The sequence below is a fragment of the Spelaeicoccus albus genome (assembly GCF_013409065.1).
Lineage (GTDB): Bacteria > Actinomycetota > Actinomycetes > Actinomycetales > Brevibacteriaceae > Spelaeicoccus > Spelaeicoccus albus.
The window spans coordinates 3,569,204-3,591,790 of record NZ_JACBZP010000001.1 but is presented as its reverse complement, the minus strand read 5'-3'; the positions used below and the strand labels follow the sequence as shown (position 1 = coordinate 3,591,790).

Annotated in this window: 22 protein-coding genes and 1 tRNA gene; 17 read left to right on the top strand and 6 right to left on the bottom strand. The window is 64.4% G+C overall.

Annotated features, from left to right (window positions below; translation table 11 throughout):
* Positions 1 to 110: 110 nt before the first annotated feature.
* On the bottom strand, positions 111 to 524 hold the full coding sequence (locus tag BJY26_RS16620; RefSeq protein WP_179429296.1) for a MarR family winged helix-turn-helix transcriptional regulator: 414 nt from the start codon (positions 522 to 524) through the stop codon (positions 111 to 113).
* A 115-nt stretch (positions 525 to 639) separates the two neighbouring features.
* Here BJY26_RS16620 and BJY26_RS16615 point away from each other — a divergent pair, with 115 nt between their 5' ends.
* The 5 genes from BJY26_RS16615 (at position 640) to BJY26_RS16595 (ending at position 6,272) form a co-directional block, all read left to right on the top strand.
* Positions 640 to 1,590 (top strand): PEP/pyruvate-binding domain-containing protein, encoded by a 951-nt coding sequence (locus BJY26_RS16615; protein ID WP_179429294.1) that lies wholly within the window; start codon positions 640 to 642, stop codon positions 1,588 to 1,590.
* A 209-nt stretch (positions 1,591 to 1,799) separates the two neighbouring features.
* Entirely contained in the window at positions 1,800 to 3,284 is a 1,485-nt protein-coding gene (locus BJY26_RS16610) for a PEP-utilizing enzyme (protein ID WP_218852473.1), read from the top strand.
* Positions 3,281 to 4,666 carry an MFS transporter gene (locus tag BJY26_RS16605; RefSeq protein ID WP_179429290.1) on the top strand — a complete coding sequence of 462 codons (1,386 nt, stop codon included), beginning with the start codon at positions 3,281 to 3,283 and terminating at the stop codon, positions 4,664 to 4,666. Before BJY26_RS16610 ends, BJY26_RS16605 begins: the two co-directional genes overlap by 4 nt.
* Positions 4,667 to 4,692: 26 nt before the next feature.
* Positions 4,693 to 5,271, top strand: a complete 579-nt coding sequence (locus BJY26_RS16600) for a DUF47 domain-containing protein (protein WP_237249152.1) — start codon at positions 4,693 to 4,695, stop codon at positions 5,269 to 5,271.
* Positions 5,271 to 6,272 (top strand): inorganic phosphate transporter, encoded by a 1,002-nt coding sequence (locus BJY26_RS16595; RefSeq protein ID WP_179429288.1) that lies wholly within the window; start codon positions 5,271 to 5,273, stop codon positions 6,270 to 6,272. The genes BJY26_RS16600 and BJY26_RS16595 overlap by 1 nt, the downstream gene beginning before the upstream one ends.
* Before the next feature lie 17 nt (positions 6,273 to 6,289).
* Here BJY26_RS16595 and BJY26_RS16590 read toward each other — a convergent pair.
* Positions 6,290 to 6,363 (bottom strand) — tRNA-Pro (locus BJY26_RS16590).
* Between the two features lie 165 nt (positions 6,364 to 6,528).
* On the opposite strand from BJY26_RS16590, the gene BJY26_RS16585 reads away from it, so the two are divergent.
* From BJY26_RS16585 to BJY26_RS16540, 10 genes are all read left to right on the top strand, one after another.
* Positions 6,529 to 7,401, top strand: a complete 873-nt coding sequence (locus BJY26_RS16585; protein WP_179429287.1) for a DUF881 domain-containing protein — start codon at positions 6,529 to 6,531, stop codon at positions 7,399 to 7,401.
* Positions 7,402 to 7,734 (top strand): small basic family protein, encoded by a 333-nt coding sequence (locus BJY26_RS16580; RefSeq protein WP_179429286.1) that lies wholly within the window; start codon positions 7,402 to 7,404, stop codon positions 7,732 to 7,734.
* Complete coding sequence (locus BJY26_RS16575; protein ID WP_179429285.1) at positions 7,731 to 8,477, top strand: DUF881 domain-containing protein; 747 nt, start codon at positions 7,731 to 7,733, stop codon at positions 8,475 to 8,477. The genes BJY26_RS16580 and BJY26_RS16575 overlap by 4 nt, the downstream gene beginning before the upstream one ends.
* Before the next feature lie 129 nt (positions 8,478 to 8,606).
* Entirely contained in the window at positions 8,607 to 8,999 is a 393-nt protein-coding gene (gcvH, locus tag BJY26_RS16570) for a glycine cleavage system protein GcvH (RefSeq protein WP_179429284.1), read from the top strand.
* A gap of 38 nt (positions 9,000 to 9,037) precedes the next feature.
* Positions 9,038 to 9,526, top strand: coding sequence for an FHA domain-containing protein (locus tag BJY26_RS16565; protein WP_179429283.1), 489 nt, complete (start codon positions 9,038 to 9,040; stop codon positions 9,524 to 9,526).
* On the top strand, positions 9,511 to 10,248 hold the full coding sequence (gene ftsR, locus BJY26_RS16560) for a transcriptional regulator FtsR (protein ID WP_179429282.1): 738 nt from the start codon (positions 9,511 to 9,513) through the stop codon (positions 10,246 to 10,248). The genes BJY26_RS16565 and ftsR overlap by 16 nt, the downstream gene beginning before the upstream one ends.
* A gap of 53 nt (positions 10,249 to 10,301) precedes the next feature.
* Positions 10,302 to 10,775, top strand: coding sequence for a bifunctional nuclease family protein (locus BJY26_RS16555; protein ID WP_179429280.1), 474 nt, complete (start codon positions 10,302 to 10,304; stop codon positions 10,773 to 10,775).
* 14 nt (positions 10,776 to 10,789) lie between these two features.
* Positions 10,790 to 12,178, top strand: a complete 1,389-nt coding sequence (locus tag BJY26_RS16550) for a class II 3-deoxy-7-phosphoheptulonate synthase (protein WP_179429278.1) — start codon at positions 10,790 to 10,792, stop codon at positions 12,176 to 12,178.
* Entirely contained in the window at positions 12,175 to 13,236 is a 1,062-nt protein-coding gene (locus BJY26_RS16545; RefSeq protein WP_179429277.1) for a threonine aldolase family protein, read from the top strand. Before BJY26_RS16550 ends, BJY26_RS16545 begins: the two co-directional genes overlap by 4 nt.
* 270 nt (positions 13,237 to 13,506) lie before the next feature.
* Positions 13,507 to 15,405: an HNH endonuclease signature motif containing protein gene (locus tag BJY26_RS16540; RefSeq protein ID WP_179429276.1), complete on the top strand. Its 1,899-nt coding sequence runs from the start codon at positions 13,507 to 13,509 to the stop codon at positions 15,403 to 15,405.
* Between the two features lie 82 nt (positions 15,406 to 15,487).
* Here the strand turns inward: BJY26_RS16540 and pknB are convergent, their stop codons facing one another.
* A complete protein-coding gene (gene pknB, locus BJY26_RS16535; protein WP_179429275.1) occupies positions 15,488 to 17,386 on the bottom strand; it encodes a Stk1 family PASTA domain-containing Ser/Thr kinase in 1,899 nt (632 codons plus the stop codon).
* A gap of 77 nt (positions 17,387 to 17,463) precedes the next feature.
* On the bottom strand, positions 17,464 to 18,825 hold the full coding sequence (locus BJY26_RS16530; RefSeq protein ID WP_179429274.1) for a lytic transglycosylase domain-containing protein: 1,362 nt from the start codon (positions 18,823 to 18,825) through the stop codon (positions 17,464 to 17,466).
* A 182-nt stretch (positions 18,826 to 19,007) separates the two neighbouring features.
* Here BJY26_RS16530 and BJY26_RS16525 point away from each other — a divergent pair, with 182 nt between their 5' ends.
* Positions 19,008 to 19,361: an Rv2175c family DNA-binding protein gene (locus BJY26_RS16525; protein ID WP_237249206.1), complete on the top strand. Its 354-nt coding sequence runs from the start codon at positions 19,008 to 19,010 to the stop codon at positions 19,359 to 19,361.
* A gap of 198 nt (positions 19,362 to 19,559) precedes the next feature.
* On the opposite strand, the gene BJY26_RS16520 is transcribed toward BJY26_RS16525, so the two are convergent.
* Both BJY26_RS16520 and BJY26_RS16515 read right to left on the bottom strand, forming a co-directional pair.
* Positions 19,560 to 20,654 carry a polyprenyl synthetase family protein gene (locus tag BJY26_RS16520; RefSeq protein WP_179429272.1) on the bottom strand — a complete coding sequence of 365 codons (1,095 nt, stop codon included), beginning with the start codon at positions 20,652 to 20,654 and terminating at the stop codon, positions 19,560 to 19,562.
* Entirely contained in the window at positions 20,651 to 21,160 is a 510-nt protein-coding gene (locus BJY26_RS16515; RefSeq protein WP_179429270.1) for a hypothetical protein, read from the bottom strand. Before BJY26_RS16515 ends, BJY26_RS16520 begins: the two co-directional genes overlap by 4 nt.
* A 75-nt stretch (positions 21,161 to 21,235) precedes the next feature.
* Here BJY26_RS16515 and dinB point away from each other — a divergent pair, with 75 nt between their 5' ends.
* Positions 21,236 to 22,483 (top strand): DNA polymerase IV, encoded by a 1,248-nt coding sequence (gene dinB / locus BJY26_RS16510; RefSeq protein ID WP_179429269.1) that lies wholly within the window; start codon positions 21,236 to 21,238, stop codon positions 22,481 to 22,483.
* Positions 22,484 to 22,587: the final 104 nt, after the last annotated feature.

Below are 22,587 nucleotides of genomic sequence, written 5' to 3'. Positions count from 1 at the left end.
TCCGTTTTGGCATGTGCCGAACGTGGCGGACTCCGGGTCGGATCGGTGGGGGCTCCTCTGGGCCACCGTCGTCACGGCGCTCCTCAGCGTGATCGAGTTCGCCGGCTTGTTCAGGCTTGCAGGTTGTCGATCACGGTGTCGATCAGTTCAACACTGTGCATGCGGTCGGTTTTATCGAATCCGGCAAGCATCCGGTCTTCAACGGCTTGGACGCGCTCTTGACAGCGACGTAATATCCCGCGTCCCTGCTCGGTGAGGTGTGTTTGCAGCACCCGCTCAAGGTCGGGGTGGGGATCGCGGGTCACAAGTTCGTCCTTCTCGAGGCCCGCGACGATCTGGTGCATTCGCTGAGGCGTCACATGGGTCCGGCGGGCGAGCTGCGGGACGGAGCTTCCACCGCGTTCAGCCACTTGGGAGAGTACGCCGTATTGGGTCGCTGTGATTCCGAGGTCACGTAGGTCTGAGTCAAGGGCGGCACGAAAGAGGTAATAGGCCGTGCGCAGCCGGAGGCCGATTGATTCCATACCATATGGTAACTCGATTGCGATGTATCAAGGAACTTGACACATAACAATGTGCTTGCGACACTTCCGGAGGTGAGCCGTGCACACGGCGTCACGAAAATGGGAGGTCTCAACTATGGAAGATCAAAGAATTGGACGTTCTGCCGCGCGAGAACGATCGGCGTACGACGATGAATCGAAATGTGAAGTCTATTGGCTCGGCGATGCCGGCAAGGGGCAGGACAGCTCCGTGGTCGGCGGCAAAGCCGCAAATCTCTCTCGCCTGGCGTCCGCCTTCAGCGTGCCACCGGGATTCTGCCTCACCGGCGAGACATCGCAGGTCGTCGCAGAGGCGAACCGGGATGCCTTGCTGAGCCAGGTCGAGGCACATTATCGAGATCTCTGTTCCCGCAGCGGCGATCCAAACGTCGCGGTCGCCGTCCGCTCATCGGCGATCGACGAGGACAGCGCGGATGCCTCGTTCGCCGGACAGAACGAGACCTTCTTGAACATCCGTGGCCCCGAGGCCGTCGTCGCCTCGGTGAGCGATTGCGTTGCCTCCTTCACCTCGGCACGTGCCCAGGCATATCGCGAACAGCATGGACTGGCAACGGACGCACCTCGGTTCGCCGTGCTGGTGCAGCAGCTCGTCAACGCCGATACCTCCGGGGTCGTGTTCAGCCTTGATCCGCTCGGGCAGCACGACGACGAAATCGTCATCAACGCAAGTTGGGGGCTGGGCGAGAGCATCGTCGGTGGCTCAGTCACTCCCGACAACTATTTTGCTGAGCCGGCCGGCCACCGGATGACCCGGTCGGACGTGTCGACCAAAGAGCGGATGACCGTGGCGATTGGCGCAGGGACTCGGGAAGTCGGAGTGCCGGAGCGGCTTCGCGGCGTCGCGTGTCTGTCGCCGGTGCAAGTGACGGCTACCGCCAGCCTGGCCTGCGACTTGGAGCAAGCAATGGGCTGGCCCGTCGATGCGGAGTTCGCGTGGACGGCCGACCAGTTGTACCTGCTGCAATGCCGGCCGGTCACCACAGCCGGCCGGACAACCAACGGACTCGATCAGGAGCGCACCGCATGACCCGCCACCACACGAAAGATTCACGAACCGAAGAATTTCCGGTCGCCTGGGCGAATCCGACTGACGCACATCGATACTGGCAGCAGCATAGCCAGCACTTTCCGCATCAGGTCACGCCGCTGGAGTTCGATGCGTTCGTCTGTCCGGTGATGGAAAGCATCGGGTATGCCGCCGATCGACTGGGACTGGCTCTTCGTGGTTGGCGCCCAATGCGAATCAATACCTACGTGTACCGAGCGGTGATCACCAACGAGAACGCCGAGGACGGCTCGGGCGTGTCGTCGACTGCGGACGACGCGAAGATGCAAGCAGCGTCGGACGACCTCACTCGGGCCTGGAAGCAGGAATACCTCCCTGAAGTTCAAGGATTCCTCGATGAGTTCGAAAAGCTGGATCTGACCGCGTATTCAAATTCCGACCTCGTCGACGTCGTGGATCACGCTCTTGGATGGATGGAACGACTGTGGCAGCTGCACATGCTGACGGTGTTGCCCGCCTATGCCGCGGTCAACGAATTCACCGATGCTTACCACGATCTGTTCGGCGACGGTGCAGCGTTGGATGCATACAGCTTGCTGGGTGGGCTTCCGAATAAGACAGTCGAGGCGGCCCAGGTGCTGTGGGATCTGTCGCGGGACGCGGCAGCTTGTCCGGAGGTGGCCCGACTACTGCGTACGGTTCCGCCGGAGGACTTCCGGGACTCGTTAGACCGCACCTCGGCCGGCCGCAAATTCGCCCGGGCGTTGGATGACTATCTGCACACCTACGGTCAACGAGGAGACTTGTGCAGCTTGACGGCGGTGAGCTGGATCGAAGACCCCACTCCGGTCATTCGAAATCTGGCATCTTATCTCGAGCAGCCCGAAGCGGCCGCCCCGGCGCAGGCCGTGGAGAGGGCGGCGCGTGAACGCGATCAAGCGGTCGGCGCAGCTCACGAGCGTTTGACCGGGTATCCTCGGCCGGTCGTCTCGCTGTTCGACAAGCTATTGAACGCCGCACAAACCGGCAGCGCACTCACTGAGGATCACACGTTCTACATCGACTATTGCGGCGTCTATCAGATACGCCGTGTCTTCCTCGAGGCCGGTCGCCGATTGTCCGACTTGGGCGTGGTACGTGAGCCAAGCGACGTGTTCTTGTTGGGGGCGAATGACCTGCGGCAGGCGTTGACCGCCTCCGGCCGGGACACTGCCGTTGAAACGGTGAAGTCCAACCGTGAAGAGATGGACCACTTTGCCGCCGTCACACCGCCCCCGGTCCTCGGTGACGGGGAGCCGCCGCAATTGCGTGGCGCCTTTGGACGGTTCCACAGCAAAATGTTCGGCGGAACCGCGGCCGGGGAGGACGTCGAGTCCCAAGCCGAGCCCGGGGTGTGGCGCGGGTCCAGCGGTTCATCCGGTACTGCCCGAGGAACCGCGCGGATCGTCAAGACCTTGGCTGAGGCCGGGCGGCTTGTCGCCGGAGAGGTACTAGTTGCTCCGACGACCGCTCCACCCTGGACACCGCTCTTTTCGGTCGCGGCGGCCGTGGTCACCGACACCGGTGGAGTGCTCTCGCATTGTGCGATCGTGGCACGTGAATACGGCCTACCCGCAGTAGTCGGGGTTGCCGGCGCAACGTCGACCATCTCCGACGGTCAACTGGTTGAGGTGGACGGTGACAGTGGGGTAGTGCGGCTGTTGGAGTCTCCATGACCGTCCGACTCCGTCCCGGCACCGGACGTGCCAACGTCGCACTGATCGTGGTCAGCGTGATGCTTGCCGTGCTGATCGGACCGCTGAACTCCACCATGATTGCGGTGGCATTACCAGCGATCACACACGATTTCGGTATGCGCTCGAGCGCCGGGACGTGGCTGGTCACGGTGTACTTGATCACGATGGCCGCGTTAATGCCGGTCGTGGGCAAGCTCGGCGACCGCTTCGGACGGCGGCCCGTGATGCTGGTCGGACTTGTCGCATTCTTCGTGGCCTCGGCGGGCGCGGCGATTGCTCCGAGTTTCGCGGTGCTGATGGCCAGTCGTATCGCCCAGGCAGCGGCAGCCTCAGTATTGATGCCGAATGGCATCGCAATCCTGCGCGAAACCGTTTCTCGGCAACGACTCGGCACCGCGATCGGAATGGTCGGGCTTGCGGCGCCTCTTGCCGCAGCTGCCGGCCCGCCGGTGGGAAGTCTACTGTTGGCGGCATCGGGCTGGCGCGCGTTGTTCGTACTCAACTTGGCCGTGCTCATCGTTCCGCTTGCAGTCGGCTGGCTCCTGCTGCCGCGCCACACACGCTCCGGCAGCGGGGGCAAGTTCGACGTGGTCGGGTCGATGTTGGTGTGTGTACTGTTGGTGGCGTTCGCTGGACTCCTCGATCTGCCGGCATCCGGCTGGGCGGTGGCCGGCTGGGCGTTATTGCTCGTGGTCTCGGGGGCCGTACTACTACGGCAGGAACGCAACCATCCGGACCCCGCCGTAGCGCTCGGCCTGTTCGTCAATCCGCCGTTTGCGGTGGCCTCGGCCGGGATCTTGCTGTCCAACTTCGCCATGTACGGGCCGCTGCTGTCGCTGCCGCTGTTGTTGGCTGATCGGCCGCACTGGCCGGATGGCGCAACCGGCGGCGTCATAGCCGCGATGATGGTTGCCGTCGCCGTGCTTGCCCCGTTCGGAGGGTGGCTGTCCGATCACGTCGGACAACGAATTCCGGCCGCAATTGGATTCGTAGTGACCGCTGCTGGCCTGGCGCCGCTGGCATTTGCCGGGCCCCAGCTTTCGGCCGTCGGCGTCGGCGTTGCCCTGGCGGTAGCCGGGGTCGGCATGGGCCTGTCCAACTCGGCACTTCAAACCATGTCGGTCGAAGCCGTCGATCCGAGCGAAACCGGCATGGCCAGCGGGGTGTATTCCACGTGCCGCTACCTCGGCAGTATCACCGTTTCCGCCCTGCTGGCCGGACCGCTTGCCTCCTCCGTGCAGAATGCCGCCGGGTTTGCCGCGCCGTTCCTCACCTACACCGCAGCCGCCGCCATCGGCGCGGTACTGATCGCTTTGCTACCTCTGTTTTCGCACTTCCGAAAGCCCGTGTCATGCGACTGACGCCCCGCGGGCCTCGCTTCTTCGGATTGTTCACCGACGCGGCCGGAAACCTTCTCGACGGTTCCGTGCTGCTGAAGGAACTCTTTGATGCCGAACCCGGACAGCGACCCGAAATCGCCACGCGTCTCAAGGCTGTTGAACATGCCGGCGACGATGCGACCCACGCCATCTTCCGGGCGCTGAATACGAGCTTTATTACGCCGTTCGACCGCGACGACATCGCTCAATTGGCCGGGCAACTCGACGATGTGCTGGACGCGATGGAAGCAGCGGCCGATCTGTCCGTCTTGTATCAAATCCAAGAACTACCCAGCGGAGTCGACGCCCAGATCGCCATATTGCACCAGGCATCCGAACTCACTGTCGACGCCATGCCCCGGCTGGCCACGCTGCAAAATTTGGATAGCTACTGGATCACCATCAACGACCTGGAAAACCAGGCCGACCAAGTCTACCGATCGCTGTTGGCCGATCTATTCAACAATGGCACGGAGCCCTTACGCCTGTTCAAGATTAAAGAAGTTGTCGACCAGCTCGAAGAAGCCGCCGACGCGTTCGAGCACGTTGCCAACGTGATCCAGTCGATCGCTGCCAAAGAGTCTTGATGGACACCGTCATCCTGGTCGTGGTTGTCGTCCTCGGCCTGGTTTTCAGCTACACCAACGGATTCCACGATGCCGCAAGTGCTGTGGCCAGTGCAATCTCCACCCGGGCGCTGCCTCCCCGCGCTGCACTGGCCCTGGCTGCGGCCGGGAACCTCGCCGGCGCGTTACTCTCCGCAGGAGTCGCGGTGACAGTGGCCAAGGGCATTATCGCGCCGCCGGGTGGCGACAAAGGCATGGCAGTGTTGTTCGCCGCGCTTACCGGGGCGATTCTCTGGAATTTGATGACTTGGTACTTCGCCGTACCCTCATCGTCGTCACAGTCGCTCATCGGAGGCATGGTCGGCGCCGGGCTGGCCTCCGGAATCACCGTGTACTGGCGAAGCGGTGTCGTCGACGCCGTGCTCTTGCCCATGGTCATCTCGCCACTCATCGGGTTCGGCGGCGGTTATCTACTCATGATCGCCGCGCTTTGGATTTTCCGTCGGGCGAATCCGCACCGCACCGAACGAGGCTTCCGAATCGCCCAGATCTTCTCTGCGGCCAGTCTCGCTGTTGGGCATGGACTACAAGACGCACAGAAGAGCATGGGCATAATTGTCCTCGCTCTTGTCACTGCCGACCGCCGCCATGGATTCGAAGTGCCCCTGTGGGTGGTGCTGGTCTGCGCTGCTGCGATGGCTGCGGGCACGTTTTCCGGCGGCTGGCGAATCATGCGTACTCTCGGTCGGCGAATCTTCCCACTGCGCCCGCAGCACGGATTCATCGCTGAAGCGACAAGCTCGATCGTGCTCTACTTGACTGCCTACTTCATCGCGGCGCCGATCTCCACCACCCAGGTGATCACGTCCTCGGTCATGGGCGTGGGATCCACTCGCCGATTTTCCGCGGTGCGCTGGAGCGTAGCCCGCGAAATCGTCATCGCCTGGGTACTAACCCTTCCCGCCGCAGCCGCTGTTGCCGCTGCCGTATACGCGCTAACCGCGTTGATATCGCCGGGGTAGAAAGTCACGCTAAACGGTCGGGCTGGCGGGATTCGAACCCACGACCCCTTGACCCCCAGTCAAGTGCGCTACCAAACTGCGCCACAGCCCGCTTCCGGCATAACCGGTGCCCCATAACTGTACTTGAGCGCCTCAGAGGCGACCAAACCAGGGGAGCGCGGGAAGGATCGACGCGAGAACAAGTAATCTAGGTCACAGATCGCTTCCCGACCGGGAGCGGCGACACGACGCCACGGCCGATGGAAGTGGACCGCTGATGACTGCACCGACTCGCGGCAGCGACACCGGTTATCCCAACACGATGAGTCTGCTGCAGTCCCTGTGGCAGAACGACCCTTCGCCGGAATACGCCGAAGCGGCGGCGCGAGGCCACCGCACCTCGAAGCCGAAGCACGCAGTCATCGTCGCGATTGCCGTCGTCCTCGGCATTTTGCTTGCCGCTGCCACCGTGCAGCTGCGCACCCCGAAGCCGGCCGCGCAAAAGACCCGTGATTACCTCATTGACCGCATTCACGCCAAAACAAAATCCGCCGACGAACTCGCCGAGAAGAACGCCAAGACCTCGGCGGCCATCGAGGCGGCCCAGACCAAGGCGTTGCACGGCGACAACAAGGCGCTGCTCACCCGCTACAAGAACCTCAAAGTCGCGGCCGGCGCCACGGCGATGTCCGGCGCCGGGATCCGCCTGGCCCTCAGCGACGGCGACTCCGATCAAAAGAGCGACACCGATCCTCGGGCCGGCGACGGCTCCGACAGCCGGGTACAAGACCGCGACATCCAAACGATCGTCAACGCACTCTGGGCGGCCGGCGCCAAAGCCGTCACGGTGAACGGCGCGCGTCTGACCTCGCTGTCGTCCATCCGGTCGGCCGGCGGCGCGATCCTCGTCGACTACAAACCCTTGTCGCAGCCGTACACGATCGACGCGCTCGGCGATTCGGACACGCTTCAAGCCCGACTTGCCGCGTCAAGCGGCGGCAGTTACCTGCAAAGCCTGAAATCCAATTACGGCATCGACGTGAGCATCCAGGCCGAATCCGATCTGACAATGCCGGCGTCGGATTCATTGCGCTTGCACGTAGCCCACACGCCGAAATCCGGAAAATCAGCTCCGACCGGAGGTTCATAAGTGATAGCGCTCCTGGGACTACTTGTCGGCGTCGGCGTCGGCATCTGGCTGGAACCCGCCGTACCGGCGCTCATCCAGCCGTACCTGCCGATCGCCATCGTGGCCGCGCTCGACGCGCTCGCCGGCGCCCTCCGCGCAGTCCTGGCCGGCACCTTCAACGACCGAGTCTTCATCGTCTCGTTCCTCTCGAACGTTGTCGTGGCCGCCTTGATCGTGTTCATCGGCGACAAACTCGGCGTCGGCAGCCAGCTCTCGACCGGCGTGGTCGTCGTCCTCGGCATCCGGATCTTCACCAACGTCGCGGCCATCCGCAGGCAGCTGTTCAAAGCATGACCGATCCACAAACCCCGACCGATCCACAGAACACGACGCCGGACGACGGGCTCACGCCTTGGCAGCGGCTGCGTCACGCATTCTCGCTGCGGCGCGCCCGCTCCCAGCTCCTGGCCGGCTTGCTGTGCGCCGTCCTCGGGTTCACCATCGTCGCGCAGATCCGCCACACCGACGAAAGCGGGCTCGACACGCTGTCGCAATCGGATCTCGTGCGAGTTCTCGACGACGCCGGCACCCGCAACGACCGACTTCAGTCGGACGCCGAAAATCTCCAGCGCACGCGCGACCGCCTCGAATCCGGGTCGGGCAACAAGAAGGCAGCCCTGAACCGGGCACGCAAGCAGGCCGACGACCTGGCCATCCTGGCCGGCACGGCAAAAGCCGTCGGCCCCGGCGTGACCCTGACGGTGACCGACCCGCAGTCGAAGGTCACGTCGGCCGACGTCCTGAACATGATCGAAGAACTGCGCGATGCCGGCGCCGAGGCCATCCAAATAGGACACGTGCGCGTCGTTGCGTCCACGGCGATCGTGAACGACGGCGATGCCGTGTCCGTCGGTGGCGCACGGGTCGCTTCGCCCTACCGGCTCCGCGTCATCGGCGACGCCGACACCATCGCGACGGCGTTGAAAATCCCCGGCGGCGTCAGCGACGTGGTGAACACGCGCGGGGGAAAGCTGACGATCTCCAAGCACAAAAAAGTGTCCGTGACCGCCGTCGTCCCGGAACAAAATTCAAAATAGGGTCGTCGCCCACATTTTCACTGCTGCGGCAGTATCCCCGACTGGTCGGTTCATGGCATTATGTGCCCGTACGGGTTTATCTGTTTTTGTCCACCGCCCGACCCGATGGGCCGTCCGAGGAGCACCACGATGTCTGAACTGAATTATCCGGAAAATCTGCGCTACACGGCGGAACACGAATGGGTCGACGTGACTGATTCCGCCACGACGGTGCGGGTCGGCATCACCTCGTTTGCACAGGACTCTCTCGGCGATGTCGTCTTCGTCGATCCGCCGCAGACCGGCGAAGAAGTCACGTCCGGTACGGCGTGCGGGGAAATCGAATCGACAAAGAGCGTCAGCGATATCTACGCCCCTCTCGACGGCACCGTGTCAGCGGTCAACGATAAGCTTGAAGACAACCCGGAATTAGTCAATTCGGACCCCTACGGCGACGGTTGGCTCTTCGAGTTGACGATAGCCGACGCGACGGTTGTGGAATCGCTTTTGAGCGCTTCGGATTATTCGTCGCAAATTAGCTAAATTTTTCCTATCGACTGTGATTGGGGGCGCTGAACGCCTTGTCTGAATCAGAATTTCTCGGCAATGTCCCGTCCGAATCCTCGGACGACGAGACGGGCGTCGGCAAGATCCCCGCGTTCGATTCGTCGAGCACCGGAATCGGGTCGAGCAGCACGGGGGAGATCCCCGATGCGCGTCTGCTGGAATTGTTCAGCGACGAAGACATCGCGGCCATCGAGTCGCTTCCGGTCGGCTCGGCGCTGCTGTTCGTCGTGCGCGGGCCCGACGCCGGGTCGAGGTTCTTGCTCAGCGCCGATACCGTCACGGTCGGCAGGTCGCCGAAAAACGACATCTTTTTCGACGATGTCACCGTGTCGCGCAAGCACGCGAAATTCGTCAAATCGGGGAGCGGTTACCTCATTCAGGACGTCGGGTCCCTCAACGGCACATACGTCGGCCGCGAACGCGTCGACTCGCATCAGCTCGCGCCCGGGGACAGTCTGCAGATCGGCAAGTTCCGGATGATCTATCAGTGCCGGCAGGGCTGACCATCGGCAAACTCGTCGCGGCCGTCGAGCGCCGCGGCTACCGGGTCACGGCGCCGACCTTGCGATTTTGGGAAGCGCGCGGACTTGTTGTTCCCGAGCGGACGGCGTCCGGCTACCGGCACTACGACGCGAGCGACGTCGACCGCGTCGAGACGATCTGCCGACTGCAATCCGACACCCATATGCCGCTCGCCGCGATTGCCGACTATCTCGATGCGCTCGACCGAGGCCTCGAACCGGCGTTGCCGGACGCCGCCCCTCCCGAGCCGCCGCGGGTGGGCGTCGGCGAGTCGGAGACCGAACCGGGCGACGATGGGGGCATGCTCGAGCTGACCGCCGACGAGCTGTGCCGGGCCGCCGGAATCGATGCGGAATTCCTCTCATCGCTGCAGTCGTACGGATTGCTGGCGGACGGCGAGCACTTCGACCGCACCGCGGCACGGATCGCCGCCGCTGCCCGGGTGCTCGCCGAACACGGCATCGAGCCGCGTCATCTACGGCCGTTCAGCGCGGCGGCCGAACGCGAACTCGCCCTCGTCGACGCGGTCATCGCCCCGGCAACGCGCACGCTCGACGGGTCGCCGCGGGGCACGTCGTCCGGCGCCGTCGGCGACGCCGAACAGGGCGGCGACGGCGTGCCGCCGGACGCCGAAGAACTTGCCGCTGCGTGCGGCCAACTGCACGCGGCTTTGCTGATGGCGAAACTGCCCGGCCGATACTGACCCCGGGCAGACGATCGTCCCCACGCAAGGGCGCGACGTTGTACCGTTGAGGTGTGCTTGAACTCGAAGTGATCGGTGTCCGGATCGAAATGCCGGCGAACCAGCCCGTGCTGCTTTTGCGGGCCAGCGGGACGCCGCGATATCTGCCCGTGTGGATCGGAGCGCCGGAAGCGAACGCGATCGCGTTGGCCCAGCAGGGGATGACCCCGCCGCGCCCGCTCACGCACGATCTGTTGCTCAACGTTGCCGAAGAATTGGGCGCCACGCTCACCGAGGTGCGGATCGTCGAACTGCGCGACAAGGTCTTCTTCGCCGACCTGGTGTTTGGCGAGTCGAAGACCGTGAGCGCACGCACGTCGGACGCCGTCGCGCTGGCTTTGCGGGCCGGCTGCCCGGTGATGTGCGCCGATGAAGTCTTTGACGAGGGCGGTATCGAAATGCCCGAAGAGGACGAAGATGAGGTCGAGAAATTCAAGGAATTCCTTGACCACGTGTCGGCCGAAGATTTTGAGTCAGGCGAAGAGTAGATACTCTTATAGACGTGACGCTCAGCACCGAACCCCATTTCTCGACCACCGGCCACCAAACGGCGGAACCATCGGTTGTCGCCGGCCTTGACGCATGGCGGGAGCTCAACCCGCTGCAACAGCCGACGTATCTCGATTCCGAAGCGCACAAACGTGCCATTTCCGAATTGTCGACGCTGCCGCCGCTGATCTTTGCCGGCGAGGCCGACGTCCTGAAGGCGAAACTTGCTGCGGCGGCCCGAGGTGAAGCGTTCGTGCTCCAGGGCGGCGACTGCGCAGAGAGCTTCAGCGGCGCGACTGCCGACAAGATCCGCAACCGCGTGCGCACCGTGCTGCAAATGTCGGCAGTGCTCACGTACGGCGGATCGCTGCCGGTCGTCAAGGTCGGGCGGATGGCCGGCCAGTTCGCCAAGCCGCGTTCATCGGACACCGAGACCCGCGACGGCGTCACGTTGCCGGCGTTCCGCGGCGACATCGTCAACGATCACGAATTCACGCCGGAATCCCGCGCTCACGACCCGCAGCGCTTGCTGCGCGCCTACCACACGGCCGCCTCGACGCTGAACCTGATTCGGGCGTTCACATCCGGCGGGTTCGCCGATCTGCGGCTCGTGCACGAATGGAACAGGGGTTTCCTGGCCAATAATGCCAACTACCACCGCTACGAGGCCTTGGCAGCGGAAATCGACCGCGCCATCAAGTTCATGGATGCGTGCGGCGCGGACTTCGACGCGCTGCGGACGGTGGAATTCTTCTCGAGCCACGAGGCGCTGCTGCTTGATTACGAACGCGCGCTGACCCGCATCGATTCGCGCACCGGTAATCCGTACGACGTGTCGGCGCACTTCCTCTGGATCGGGGAGCGCACCCGCGATCTGGACGGCGCGCACGTGGACTTCCTGGCCCGGGTGCGCAACCCGATCGGCGTGAAGCTGGGGCCGACGTCGACCGCCGACGATGCGCTGTCGCTGATCGACAAGCTCGACCCCGAGCATGAACCCGGACGGCTGACTTTCGTCACGAGGATGGGCGCCGACAAGATCCGCGACGTGCTGCCCGACGTGCTCCGACGCGTCGGCGAAGAAGCGCCGCAGGTGCTGTGGATGTGCGATCCGATGCACGGCAACACCATCACGTCGAAGTCCGGCTACAAGACGCGCCGGTTCGACGATGTGATGAGCGAGGTGGCCGGATTCTTCGAGGCACACAAGGAAGCCGGCACCATTCCGGGCGGCCTACACGTCGAACTGACCGGCGACGACGTCACCGAAGTACTCGGCGGAGCGGCGCATATTGAGGACGACGGACTCGGCGATCGCTACGAGTCACTCGTCGATCCGCGCCTGAACCACGAGCAATCGCTGGAAATGGCGTTCCAGGTCGCGGAGCTTTTGAAGAAATGACGGACGCCGCGCCGATCGACCTGCGTTCGGACACCGTCACGCGCCCCGGCGAGTCGATGCGCGAGGCCATGGCGCACGCCCCCGTCGGCGACGACGTGTACGGCGAAGACCCGACGACGAACGAGCTCGAAGAACGCGTTGCCGAGCTGCTCGGCCACGAAGCCGGACTGTTCACCCCCTCCGGCACGCTGGCGAACATGCTCGGCGTCCGGACCCTTGTCGAACCCGGCACCGAACTGATAGCCGATTCGCTGGCACACGTCGTCCGTGCCGAAATGGGCGGGCACGCGGTGCTCGGTGGCGTGACCACGCGGACGTGGACGTCGCCGGGCGGGGTTTTCCGCGCCGCGGAGCCGCTCGGCATGATGGTGCCGGACGGCGGCAGCTACAGCGTGTCGACGGCTGCCGTCGCCATCGAGAACACGCACAATTTCGCGGGCGGACTGGTCGCGGATATCGAAGAACTTCGTTCTCTTCGGGCCGGGACGTCGGACGCCGCCGTGGCGGTGCATTTGGACGGCGCCCGGCTCGCGAACGCTTCGGTGGCCAGCGGCGTCTCGCTGCGTGAGTACGGCGAACTCGCCGATTCCGTGTCGATCTGTTTGTCCAAGGGGCTCGGCGCGCCGGTCGGCTCGGTGCTGGTCGGGTCGGCGGAGCGCATCGCCCGGGCCCGGATCATGCGCAAGCGCTATGGAGGCGGAATGCGGCAATGCGGCATTTTGGCCGCTGCCGGACTCTACGCCCTCGACAACAACATCGACAGAATTGCCGACGATCACGAGAATGCGGCACTGATCGCCCGCACCGTTGCCGGCGTCGCGCCCGGGGTCGTCGATCCGGACTCCGTCGCGACGAACATCGTGATGCTGAAGGTCGGCACCGGGGGCCCGGACGGAATCACGGCCGCGCAGTTCGCCGCCGACGCCGCCGATCGCGGAGTACTCATGTCGGTGCTGTCACCAACGACCGTTCGCCTCGTGACACACCTGGACGTCAGCGCCGAGCAGGCGAAGGCGTCCGCCGCGATTCTCGCGGAGCTTGCGACCACGGCCGGTTGAGCGGGTTTTTGCCGCCTGTGCGGAGCAGCGGACCTTTCGGTCGACAGTAGCCCGGTCATGCGTCGGGTGGACTGATAAGCGGTCATTCATCATCTGAAGATGTTATCCATGATGTCTACGTGATTCATGGTGCTAATGTCCGATTTATTTCCGAAAAAACCACGAATAATAATAGAATACGACTGTGTCTAGAGTCTATAATGGTAATAGATACAACCGGAACGCAGCCAGCGATCCAGGGATACCGCGAGGGAGCGGGGTGCAAGGGCGATGGTCGACATCACGCCGGAGAATGCGCAGTCGATCTTGAATGCGCTGATTGCCAGGACTGGTCATGTCGATCCTCCGCCCGACACCGGCACCGGCTCCGGTACCGATTCGGGCATGGCCGTGACTGATAGTGCTTGCATGTGCGATGGCGGGCCGGGCGGGGCTACTCGCTTAGGCGATTCGGTGTCGGGGTTGTTGGCCGGGTGGGGTGCGTCGGTGCGGGGCCTGGTCGACGCCCCGTGTGCGACATTGTCGGATCGGCAATTGACGGATCACCTGGTTGAGGCTGATCGGTTGCGTCGGGCTTCGGATGCCGCGTATTTGCGGCTGGTTGCCGAAGTCGATGCGCGCGGGGCGGCGCCGGGTAGCCGGGTGGGGGCGGTGTCGACGGCGAATCTTCTTACTGCCGGGTGTGGGGCGTCGCCGGGTCGGGCGAAAGCCGATCTGGATGCCGCGCACGCTTTGTATACGTCCACTGTCGAAACGTCCGCGCTGGTGCCGACGTGCCGGCCGGGCCCGTTGGCCGGGATGGCCGGCATGCTTGAAGACGGCACGATTCGCCTGGCCCATGTGGATACCGCCGTGCGTGCTCTTGACCGGATTCCCGAACACTTCCTGCGTGCGCGTGAAAACGACCCCGACGCGGGCGGGAATGATGCCGCAGGCGATACTGCCGAAAGGGCGGACGACGAAGTTTCCAAGGTGTTGGTTGGTTTTTTCGCTACGCACGCGCCGACCATGAGTCCGCGGAAGATGGCCGAGCTCAGTGACGAGCTCCTCCGCCAAATCGCCCCGCCCACCGATGACCTTTTCGATCCGGACGCGTTCAACCGGCGCGATCTTGCGATCAGCACGGATTTGGCCGGCATGGTCCACGGCCGCTACCAGCTCGATGCGAATGCCGGAGGCTTGTTTGCCGCGATCATTGACGCATTATCGGGCCCGCTCCCGCAGACCAGTGACGACTCCGGCGAAGTCACGGTCCGCGATCCGCGCAAACCCGGTCAACGCCGCGCGGACGCATTGACCGAGATCATCCGCCTGGCCGCAGCACGCCTGCAAATCCACACAGCACCCACCACCGAGGACACCGCAGCGGCCAACACCGGTCCCAAAAGCACCGATGGCAATAATCCGGACGACGCGCCAAACCTTGGACTGTTCGATCTGCCCGAGCGGGCAGGGAAGGCCACCGGCACGTCGCGTGCCGGACGCCTGCGTCCCGGCAGGCGCGCGCCACGCATCGTGATCGTCACCACCGAAGACCAGGTCCGGGCCCGCCGCCGCGACCGCGACACCCGGACCCCTCGCCCGGGAACAAACCCGAGAACAAGCCCGGGAACAAGCCCAGGACAAGAACCGCCGGACGGACCGGAATGCCGGTACGGGCCGGACGATCCGTCCCGCTCCTTCAGCCCCGGCCTCGGGCTCGTTGACGCCGGGATGGTGGCCCGTACCGCCTGCGACGCGGTATTCGAACGCATCATCCTGGACGCCAACGGCGCGATCCTGGACCTCGGCACCGGTGTGCGCCTTGCCACCCCGGCCCAGCGACGCGCACTTGAAGCACGCGATAAAGGATGCACCTTCCCCGGATGCAACAGACCCGCATCCTGGTGCGACGCCCACCACGTCATCTGGTTCTCCCGCGGTGGGCCGACCAGCATCGACAACATGGCCCTTCTCTGTCCGGCGCACCATTCACTGATCCATACCGGACAATGGACCATGACCATGATCGATGGCATCCCCTATGCCCGGCCCGCGCCCGGCGGCCGCACGCCGGCGATCTACGGCACCGCCGTGTCCCCCGACGGATGGATCCGCAACACCTACTTCGACGCCCTGAACCACGCCAAACACACCGCCGCAACCATCCGACACCTCGCCACCGGATAACCCTGTACCACTAGGCCACGCCCATCACTTGAGGACGGCCTCCGATGCTCTGCGAGTAGGCGTCGTGACCTCGCGGGTCGGATCAAACGATAGTCAGCGTGATTGTCGAGCCGTTGTCGGCCTTCGTGCCGCCCGCCGGGTCTTGACCGCGCACCGTATTGAAGTACCCGCCCAGCACCTTTTCCGTCTTCACCGTGAAGCCCTTGGCCTCCAGCACCTTCTTTGCCTTGGCGGCCTGCATGCCGACGACGTTCGGCACCTTCACCTGCTTGGGCCCCAGCGACACGTTGAGCGTGACGGTATCGCCGTGGTGCACTGTCGTGCCGCTCTCCGGGCTCACCGAAATCACCGAGCCTTCGGCGACCGAGTCGCTGTACGAACGCGTCGTCGACACCTTGAGGTCTTGATCGTGCAGCGCTTTTTCGGCGTCGTCGGCGCTTTGGCCGTCGAGATCCGGAATCTGCACGGGAACCGGCCCGCGCGACACAGTCAGATCGACTGTGGTGTGCCAGGGGTGGCTGCTGCCCGATTTCACGCCCTGGCTGACGACTTCACCCCGGGACACGGAGTCGTTGTACTTCTTCGTGATGGAGCCGACAGACAGATTGGACGACTGGACGGCGTCCTTTGCCGCATCAAGTTTCTTGCCGACGACATTTGGCACGTCCGTCATGTGCGGGCCCTTGGAAACGACCATGGTGACGGTGCCGTCTTTCGAGACCCGGTCGCCGGCTGCCGGGTCGGTGCTGACGATCGTGCCCTTGTCGTAAGTCGCGCTGAACTTCTTCGTGTAATCGGCATGCAGCCCGGCGCCGTGCAGAGTCTTGTCGGCATCCGCCCGCGTGTGGCCGACCAATCCGCCGGGCGTCGGTATCGTCGACCCCGGGCCTGCCAGGAAATACCAGCCGCCGGCGCACAGCACCAGCACGACCGCGATCAGGCCGGCTAACAGCGCCCCGAATCCGCGCCGCCTCTTCCGGCCTCGCGGCTCGCGCACCGTCCGGTTCGACACCGTCTTCCGGGACTGCGTCTCGGCGCTTGGGGCGTCCCCGCCATCGGCGTCGGGGGAGGAGGCCAGAGCGTGCGTGCGTTGCGGCTCGACCTCGAGGCCGGTACGGTCCGCGTAGAAATCGAGTTCCTCGTCGCCGAGCGTTTCGGCCACGTGACGCACTTCACCGAGCAACGCGGCTGCATCGATGGGCCGGTGGTCCGGTTCCCGTGCGGTTGCCCACAGGACGAGTTCGTCGAGGCCCTTCGCAATGCCGGGCACCAGGTCGGACGGCGCCGGAACCGTATCGTGCACGTGCCGGTATGCCACGCGGATCGGCAGTTCGTCGCGATAGGGCTGCACGCCGGTGAGCATTTCGTACAGCATGATGCCGACGCTGTAGATGTCGCTGCGGACGTCGGCGACACCGCCCGAGACCAGCTCGGGCGATATATATCCGACGGTGCCGATCAACGTACTCGTGGTCGTCGACGCGCTGACGGCGCGCGCGAGGCCGAAATCGCCAAGTTTCACCTGACCGGTGTGCCCGAGGAGAATGTTTTCCGGCTTGATGTCGCGGTGCATCATCCCGGCTTCGTGCGCCACGGACAGCCCTTGCAGGACGCCGTCCAGAATCCTCAGCGCCTCGCGCGGAGTCAGCGGGCCGCCGGATTTGAGCCTGTCGCGCAGCGTAATGTTCGGCAGGTACTCCATCGCCAGGTACACGATGTCGCCGTCCTGCCCCTGGTCGAGCACGGCCGTCAAGTGCGGATGCGACAAGCGCGCGGCCTGCTTGGCCTCGCGGCGGAATCGGTGCACGAACGCGCCGTCCGCCGATAAATGCGAGTGCATGACCTTCAGCGCGATGTCCCGGTCGAGCCGCACGTCCTCGGCGCGATACACGACTGCCATTCCGCCGCGGGCGACAAGTCCTCGCACCAGATAGCGCTGATCGATCAGACGCCCGATGAGCGGGTCGACGGATGCGGTCATTCCCTCGATTCTACCGGCCCCGGGCATGCCCGAATCGCCCGCTGCCGGAGCATCGGGCTGCACACGCGGGGCCGACGTCACGTAAACCGCTTCTTCAACGTCTGCACGTTATTGACGTACCGGCGCGTGTCGTCGTACATGCCGTTGTGCGTGACCGAACTATAACCCTGGTAATAGCCGGCGATCGCCTTCGACTCTTTTTTGGCGTGCGTCGTCAGGTATTTCAAGATGACGACGCCCGCCGTGACATTGTCCTTGGGGGAGAGCAGGTTCAACTTTCGACCGGCAAGGCCCGATGCCCACCGACCGGATGACGGCACGACCTGCATGGTGCCGATTGCGTTGGCAGGGGAGACCACTGCCATGTGAAAGCCGGATTCCTGGTATGCCACGGCCTGCGCCAGCGCCGGATCGACGCCGTACGCGCGCGCTACCTCGGCGACCATCCGCTGCATCGCCTCGGAACTCGGCAGGTTTGCGCGCAGCAGTGCGTCCTTGTTGATCTGTGCGGCGTGATGCGTCTCATCCGGATAGTCGCGTCCCGAGAACGACTTGGCCACGTGCGGCAGCTTCTTGCTCGAGGTGCGCAGCGTCTGCCCCGTGCGGACCACCGTTGAATCACCCATTCCGTTGGCCTTTTGCAAGGCGTCAACAGTGGTGTGGAATTTCAACGCGATGCCGAACAACGTGTCGCCGGACTTCACCTCATAAGTGGTCGGCGCCTTGTTGGTGGAGTGAGGGCTGGTGGAATGATGGCTGGTGGAGTGATCCGACCCGGAATCGCTCGATTTCGATCCGGAACTCGAGCCGGCGCCGGAGAGCTTGAGCGTTTCGCCGATCCTGATCATCGTCGAGTCGCCCATGTCGTTGGCCTTTTGCAGCGCCGCCACGGTCGTGTGGTGCTCAAGGGCAATGGCGTACAGCGAATCCCCGGCCTCCACGGTGTAGGTGGTCGACGACGCGCCGGCCGTTTCGGCCCGGGGGCCGCTGCCCGAGAGCTTGAGTTTCTGGCCGGGAAAGATCAGCGTGTGCGTCGACAGCCCGTTGGCCCGGAGAATCTGCCGGACCGGCAGGTGCAGCTTTCTGGCCACCGACCAGACCGTGTCGCCCGATTTGACGGTGTAGTCGCTGCCGCCGCCGGCCACAGCTGCCGAGTCGTCCAATGCGAAAGGGCTGGACTCCGTTGCGGGCTGCGCCGCGGGAGTTTCGTCGTCCGCGGCGCCCACCGGGGACCAGGACGCGGTTTGGACGGTCTCGTCGTCGTCCGCAGGCACGGCCCGGGGGATCGCCGTCCACGCCGCAGGTTCGGGCGTGTCGGGAGCCTTGTCGGTATGCGGCGGTGCGTGTCCGGCGCCGGCGCTGAGCATCGCGGCAACCATTAACGGCGTGGTGGCGAGTGCGCCGCCGGACCTCCGACGAAGAGCCGAATTCCGGATCATTCGCGCGTCACGCTGTGTATTCATTACTGACCTAACTCCAGGGGAAGTATGGCAATAGGTGTTTTCAAGGTACCCGAGTCGCTGTGAATTCCCTGTCATTTCCGGGCAGTGCCGGCCCGGCGAGTCTCCGGGCCGGGTAGCGCGAGTCGCGGCCGGTAAGGCAACCTGAAGGGGTGGTTGATATCAAGTCCCTGGACGCCCTGGTTCCCGAATGGCTGACGGTTCCCGATCTGGCCGACGAACTCGGCACCGACGCCGCGCAGGTGCGCCGGATGGTCGAAGTCCGCGAAATCGTCGGCGTGAAGCGCACCGAACGCAACATCTTCAGCGTGCCCGCCGCATTCATTGCCGGCGGCGCCGTCGTCAAGAATCTGAAGGGCACGTTGACTGTGCTCTCGGACTCGGGACTCACCGATGCCGAAAGCATCGAGTGGCTGTTCACCGACGACGACTCGCTGCCCGGAACGCCGATCGACGCATTGCGCCGCGGGGTCAAAACGGAGATCCGCCGGCGCGCCCAAGCGCTCGCCCTTTAGCTCCGCCCCCGCCCCCTCGAGTGGTGGCGAATGGCTGGGCCGCCTCCCCGAGTGGTGGCGAATGGCTGCGAAATCAGCGATTTCGCAGCCATTCGCCACCACTCGGCGGCTGTAGTGGGCTGTGGCGGACTGCTGCGGGGGCTGCGGCTGTAGTGGACTGCGGCTGTGGCGGTTGCGGCGGGCTGAGCGAAAACGCTCCTAAGACTTCCGGCCGGTCAACTCGTGGCTGAAGGCCTCCAGCGTCGCCGTCACCTCGGCGGTCTCGGGCGGCAGTTCGGACAGCGCACTGCGTGCCGTTTGCGCCAAGTTCGTCATCAGCTGCTCCGTGCGGGCCAGTCCGCCGCTGCGCTCGATCACGCCGCGGAGGTACGACACGTCGTCCTCGTTCAGGTCCGGATCGCCCAACATCGCGTCAACCGTGCGCTTTTCGGCCGCAGAGGCTCCGGCGCGCGTATAAGCGATCATGACCGTCCGCTTGCCGGAGCGAAGATCGTCACCAGCCGGTTTGCCGGTCTGGTGCGGGTCGCCGAACACGCCGAGGACGTCGTCGCGCAACTGGAACGCTTCGCCGAGCGGCATTCCGAACGACGAGATCGTGTGCAACAGCTGCTCGTCGGCGCCGGCCAAGGCGGCACCCAGCAAGAGCGGATGCTCGACGGAGTATTTCGCCGACTTGTACTTCACGACGGTACGGGCCGCGCCAATGGACTTGTCGTCCGGCAGCGGACGCGTTTCGCCGAGCATGTCGAGATATTGCCCGATCATCACGTCCGAGCGCATCCGATCGACAATGTTCAGCACGGCGGGCGACGCAGCGCGCTCCATCCCGCACGACGAGAACATCGACATGCTCCAGCCCAGGCACAGGTCGCCGGCAATGAGTGCACCGGCCGAGCCGAACCCTTCCGCATTGCCGCTGAACTCGTGTTCGTCATGGAACGCTTCGAACCGGCGGTGGATGGTCGGTTGACCGCGCCGCGTGTCCGATCCGTCCATCATGTCGTCGTGGATCAACGCGGAGAGGTGCAACAGCTCCAACGAGGTGGCGGCACGGACCAACTCCGCCGGTAGCGGGGATTCACGGTGCGTGCCTGCCGCGGCCGCGGCCAACTGGTATCCCCACACGCACAACGCCGCGCGAATACGTTTGCCGCGAAAGAGCAACGGGTCGAGGACGTCGGTCAACGTTGCCGCATCGGCCGAGACAGCGGTTGCCTCTCGAGACCTCGCCTCGAGGAATTCGTGCAGCTGCGCATCGACCAGTTCGCGAATCTCGGTCAGCGACGCAGTCATTTCTTGGACTTGTCCTTGATCTGGCCGCCGACTGTGAAGTTCTGCTTCCCGTTCTTTCCCGGCGCGACTGTGACGGTGATCAACTCATCGCCGCCCGACCTGCTGAAAATCGTCGATTTCGATTTGTCGACCTTCTTGGTCTTCAGCTGCTTGAAGCCCGCCTTTTTCAACGGCGCCGCATAGAACTTGAGCACCTTATCCGCCGAATAATCGGTGATGCCCGTCATACTGACCTGGCGCATCTTGCCGTGCACGACGTCCACGGTGCCCGAGATCTTGCCATCGGGCAGCTTGGGGATCAGCTTCAGCGGGAAGCCCTCGACGACCCCGCCGCGCTTGCTGCCCTCGGGATTAGTTTGCGTTGCCTTGGCGGTGGCGACTTTGGACGTCGTCGGCGTCGGGGACTGCGACGACGGCGAATCCGAAGGGGTTGCCGAGCCGCCGCAGCCGCCGAGTACCAACCCGATTGAAACGACCGCGGGCACGGCCAAGCGTCCAAATTTCATGACGCCAGCCTACTAGAGCGCTCAGGGCCCTAAAGCCGCGCGACGATGACCTCCGGCACGGCTATCCTGGAGCAAATGAGTCGCAAACAACTCTTCAGGCCGGCGGCAGGACTGGCGGATCTGCAGAACGCGCTGGGCCGGGACGATGCCGGCTCGACGATCCTGCACGTCGACATGGATGCGTTCTTTGCCTCGGTCGAATTGTTGGAGCGCCCCGAATTGGTCGGCAAACCGGCAATAGTCGGCGGCAGTTCTCATCGCGGCGTCGTCGTGTCGGCCACCTATGAAGCACGCGAATACGGTGTGCACTCGGCCATGCCGATGGCCAGGGCCCGCGCTTTGTGCCCCGGCGCCGTGATCATTCCGCCAAGTCGCGGATCCTACAGCCGGTATTCGCACATTGTGATGAATCTCATGCGCGAGATCACCGATCACGTGCAGCCGCTGAGCATCGATGAAGCGTTCATCGACGTGGCGTCGGCCGTCCGTCGTCTCGGGTCGCCGGCGACAATTGCGCAGGCGCTGCGGGCCCGCGTGGCCGCCGAGACGTCGTTGACCTGTTCGATAGGCGTGGCACCCAATCAGGTGACCGCCAAACTGGCCTCGACCAGGTCGAAACCCGACGGCATGCTGGTGGTGCCGGCGTCGTCGATCCACGATTTTCTCCGGCCGCTGCCGGTCGGCTCGTTGCCGGGCGTCGGCAGCAAGACCAAAGCGGCCCTGGAACGGTACGGAATCGGCACCGTCGGGGAACTGGCCGACCTTTCCGAATCGACAATCGTCCGCGCGCTCGGCGAAAACGGCCGGTCGCTGCGTCGGCTCGCCCGGGGTGTGGATCCGCGCCGCGTCACGCCGCGCGGCAAGGAAAAGAGCGTTGGCGCCGAAGTGACATTTGAAACCGACCTGGTCGGTGCCGACGAACTACGCCGCGAATTGCTGACGCTTGCCGAAAAAACCGCTGCCAGGCTCCGCGCCGGCGGGGTCGCGGCTCGCACGGCGGTGCTCAAGCTCCGCTATTCGGATTTCCACACCGTCACCCGGTCGAAGACATTGGAACAACCCACGGACGTCAGCGATGAGCTGTACCGCAGCCTGTCCGGCATCCTGATCGAACTGGCATCGTCGCCCGGCCACGGCCACGTGCGCCTGATCGGCGTCCGCGGCGAGAACCTCGAATCCGAGCCGACCCTGCACCGGCAGCCGGCCCTGGGAGAGCGCGAATTTACGCGCCGGGACGCCGAAGTGGCGTCCGATCGTGCCCGCGCCAGATTCGGGCAATCGGCGGTTCGTCCGGCGAGCCTGCTGCGTCGCGATGATAAGTAGGGCCCAGGAGTTTCGAATCCGTGCCACGCGGCTTATGATTGAAGTAGCAGATTTGATCCATCGCGTCACACCGCACGGGACGAGATGACGGGCCAAGGAGGTTA